The organism is Thermodesulfovibrionales bacterium (assembly GCA_035622735.1).
Classification (GTDB): domain Bacteria; phylum Nitrospirota; class Thermodesulfovibrionia; order Thermodesulfovibrionales; family UBA9159; genus DASPUT01.
Map to the genome: position 1 here is coordinate 1 of DASPUT010000080.1, position 3,165 is coordinate 3,165.

Sequence of the window (3,165 nt, forward strand, 5' to 3'; positions counted from 1 at the left end):
CATAGCGCGAATCGTCGTCTTCAAGGACAACGTCCTCGGTACGGCCCGGCCCGACCTCACGGTAAAAACCCAAGACGGCAAAATATGGCATGACCGGGAGAACCTCCTCTGGGTCGATCCCTCGATGAGAGAAGTCTGGGACTACAATATCGATATCGCGGTCGAGGCGGCACGGAGTGGATTCGATGAGATACAATTCGACTATGTCCGTTTTCCCGACAGGAAGGGGCTGAAATTCGCCGTTGCAAACACGGAGGAAAACAGGGTGAAGTATATCTCGGACTTCCTTTCGGAGGCGAGGAGGAGGTTATCACCCTACAACGTCTTCGTCGCTGCGGACATATTCGGGTATGTCTCATGGAACCTCAATGATACCCAGATAGGACAGAAGATCGAGAGCGTTAAGTCCTCCGTCGATTACATATCTCTCATGCTCTATCCGTCGGGATTCCAGTTCGGCATACCCGGATACAGAAATCCCGTTGCTCATCCCTACGAGATCGTCTCGCTGTCGCTGAAAAGGGCGAGGGAACGCGCCGACATCCCTGCCGTCCGTTTCCGGCCCTGGCTGCAGGCGTTCAGGGATTATGCGTTCGACAGGAGGTTCTTCTCCGGCCCTGAAATAAGAAGCCAGATAAAGGCAGCAGAAGAATTCGGCTCAGGCGGCTGGATGCTCTGGAATCCGAGAAATGTGTACAATAAGGACGGCCTGAAGGACGCGTCATCGTCCACAGGGGCGTCGTATAAGGGCGGCTGATGCGGTCTGCCATTTCGATCTGACGATGTCTCATTTATGAAGAGGAGGGAGCTATATACTCCCTCCTCTTCTTATTTCCCCGTTTTTCTTTTCAGCCCTCAGTTTCTTTGACTTATCCCAAAATCTTCTGCAAGGTCTCCCTCATCGCCGCCGGGCCGTACCAGCGCATTTAGTCCAGGCCCATGCCACAGCAGTTAACGCGTTGCTGAGAAAGCCTCGAACCTCCGTTCCTCATCGGTCTTGACCGCTGCTGCGGTGCTGTCAGCTACGATTTCGCTGATGATGAGGGAAGATGCCCCATCGAGCTTCCTCAGACGCTTGAAGGAAGGGAATACCGAGACTGCGAGGAAGGCGAATCCGAAGATTTCTGCCAAAGAAGGAATCGAGAATCTCTGACCGACGACATACCCGATAACAGAACCCGAAAGAAAAGCGAGGCATGGGAGGACAAAGGCCAGGAGAAAGGCCTTGACGTGTGCGCTTCGGTCCAGTCCGATCTTCACCGAGTCTCCGGCCACGGCACCGACGGTATTCTTGACGGAAAGTACCGAAAAACTTCCGGAAGATCTGCAGAGTCCTATCTCTCCCGCACCGCAGCCCTTGCAGGCTTCTCCTCCCCGGAGTATGACTACGGCTCTCTCTCCCTCAATCTTGATTACCTGACCGGTCTCGGGGATCGTCGGCTTCATAGCGGTAGCATAACAGGACAGGGGAATTGAAGCTATGATCTGTGTCAGGGTTTCGCGGGAAAGTTACTTTAGACGTGAGCATGGGCAAGAATGATAGATCACATTGTAGTCAACGCAGGTTTCAATTTCTGATAATTATTTGCTACCCTCCTATTGCCTCTTGCCATCGACCATTTCTTTTGATAGCCTTTTATCAGATTCACGATCCGTGATCTTGAATTTCATACGCTTGGACCTCTTTGGCCGTGTATTTGTGATCATTTGAATCTGGTATGACAGTCAGTGCTCCGCAAAAATTACAGATGGGCGTAACGGAGTCGAATATATGACGGGTTGTCCTCTCGAACAATATTCGCCTGAGAGATGAGAACGATTGGTACGGTAAAAAGGAGGATGTCATGGAAACGAGCAGCGTGATGATGCAGAACCTCAGCACACAGGCAGTTGCGTTGGGACTCAAAGTTTTGGGAGCAATAGTCATCTGGATTATCGGCACGTGGATGATCCGTTTCGGAACGAACGTTTTAAGGCGAGCACTGACTGCAAAGCAAATCGACATTACCCTTGTCACCTATATTGCTTCGGGTGTGTCAGTGCTTCTCAAGATTATTCTGATAATAGCGATCTTCGGCTATTTCGGTGTAGAAACAACGTCGATAGCTGCCCTTCTGGCCGGTATTGGTCTGGCAGTCGGAACCATGTGGGGCGGCCTTCTGGGAAATCTAGCGGCGGGTGCTTTTCTCATCTTTTTGCGGCCATTCAAGGTTGGCGATTTTGTGTCTGTCGGTGATCTCATGGGGACTGTCAAAGAGATCGGACTCCTCGTTACTGCGATCGATACCATGGATAATATCCGCACGTTTGTGGGAAACAGCAAAATACTTTCAGGGAACATCCAAAATTTTACCGCAAATCCTTATCGGCGCGTAGACCTGAAGGCTCAGTTGAACCACGGGGTGAACCACCAAGAGGCCATCAGACTACTGAAGGAACGTCTTGCCAAGATCCCCCATGTCGTGGCAGACCCTGCTCCCGACGTGGAGATTCTTGAGTTCAATCTGGCAGGCCCGGTACTGGCAGTACGGCCTTATGTCCATAATGACCACTACTGGCAGGTCTTCTTCGACACGAACCGTATTATTCGAGAGACATTTGGTGAGGCCAACTTCCCCGTGCCGGAACAGCATTTGGCACTTCGGAACGTCTGAGCGGCTCATCAGGCTCAGCTTGGGAAATTGAAGCCTGATCTGTTAGGGTGAACCACACATAGATCTCTGCCGGAAGAAAGGTGCCGGTGTTTGTGAGGGCATGCGGGATCGTGGAACAAAGAGCGCTCGCAGATAGAGACCTTCTCGTGTTCACGCATTTCACTCCTTTTTTCGGACTAACACTACAAAATCACCTCTCATCACATAAGCCCACCGGAAGGAGCTCTTTGTGAGCATGCTGTTCTTCGCCTAAAACCTTTGCTCCAGTGATTTCTTTCGCAATATACTGATAACCCTACCAGCCTTTCTTCTTCTCACCAAAATACACGCTCGTTACGGGCCGTGAGCCTCCCTCCAGCACACGACCACTATCAAGGTGTCCGAAAAGCTGTATCAGCTTGGCCACCGTACCCGTCCATCCTGTCTGGTGGCTTGCACTGAGGCCGGCTCCGTTGTCCCCCTGAAAATACTCATAAAAGTAGATGTAGTCCTTCCAGTACGGGTCGTTCTG

Annotated in this window: 4 protein-coding genes; 2 read left to right on the plus strand and 2 right to left on the minus strand. The window is 51.5% G+C overall.

Going from position 1 to position 3,165, the window contains the following annotated elements; translation table 11 throughout:
- A partial coding sequence (locus tag VEI96_04630; protein HXX57264.1) for a putative glycoside hydrolase occupies nucleotides 1-757 on the plus strand: 757 nt, incomplete at its 5' end.
- 194 nt (nucleotides 758-951) lie between these two features.
- On the opposite strand, the gene VEI96_04635 is transcribed toward VEI96_04630, so the two are convergent.
- Nucleotides 952-1,446, minus strand: a complete 495-nt coding sequence (locus tag VEI96_04635; GenBank protein ID HXX57265.1) for a SoxR reducing system RseC family protein — start codon at nucleotides 1,444-1,446, stop codon at nucleotides 952-954.
- A 398-nt stretch (nucleotides 1,447-1,844) separates the two neighbouring features.
- On the opposite strand from VEI96_04635, the gene VEI96_04640 reads away from it, so the two are divergent.
- On the plus strand, nucleotides 1,845-2,654 hold the full coding sequence (locus tag VEI96_04640; protein HXX57266.1) for a mechanosensitive ion channel family protein: 810 nt from the start codon (nucleotides 1,845-1,847) through the stop codon (nucleotides 2,652-2,654).
- Between the two features lie 295 nt (nucleotides 2,655-2,949).
- Here VEI96_04640 and VEI96_04645 read toward each other — a convergent pair.
- Nucleotides 2,950-3,165: hypothetical protein (locus tag VEI96_04645; GenBank protein HXX57267.1), on the minus strand; the 216-nt coding region annotated here is incomplete at its 5' end.

Excerpts from the sequence above, each read along its gene's own strand:
- VEI96_04635 (HXX57265.1), bottom strand. The coding sequence starts at position 1,446 with ATGAAGCCGACGATCCCCGAGACCGGTCAGGTAATCAAGATTGAGGGA.
- VEI96_04640 (HXX57266.1), top strand. The coding sequence starts at position 1,845 with ATGGAAACGAGCAGCGTGATGATGCAGAACCTCAGCACACAGGCAGTT.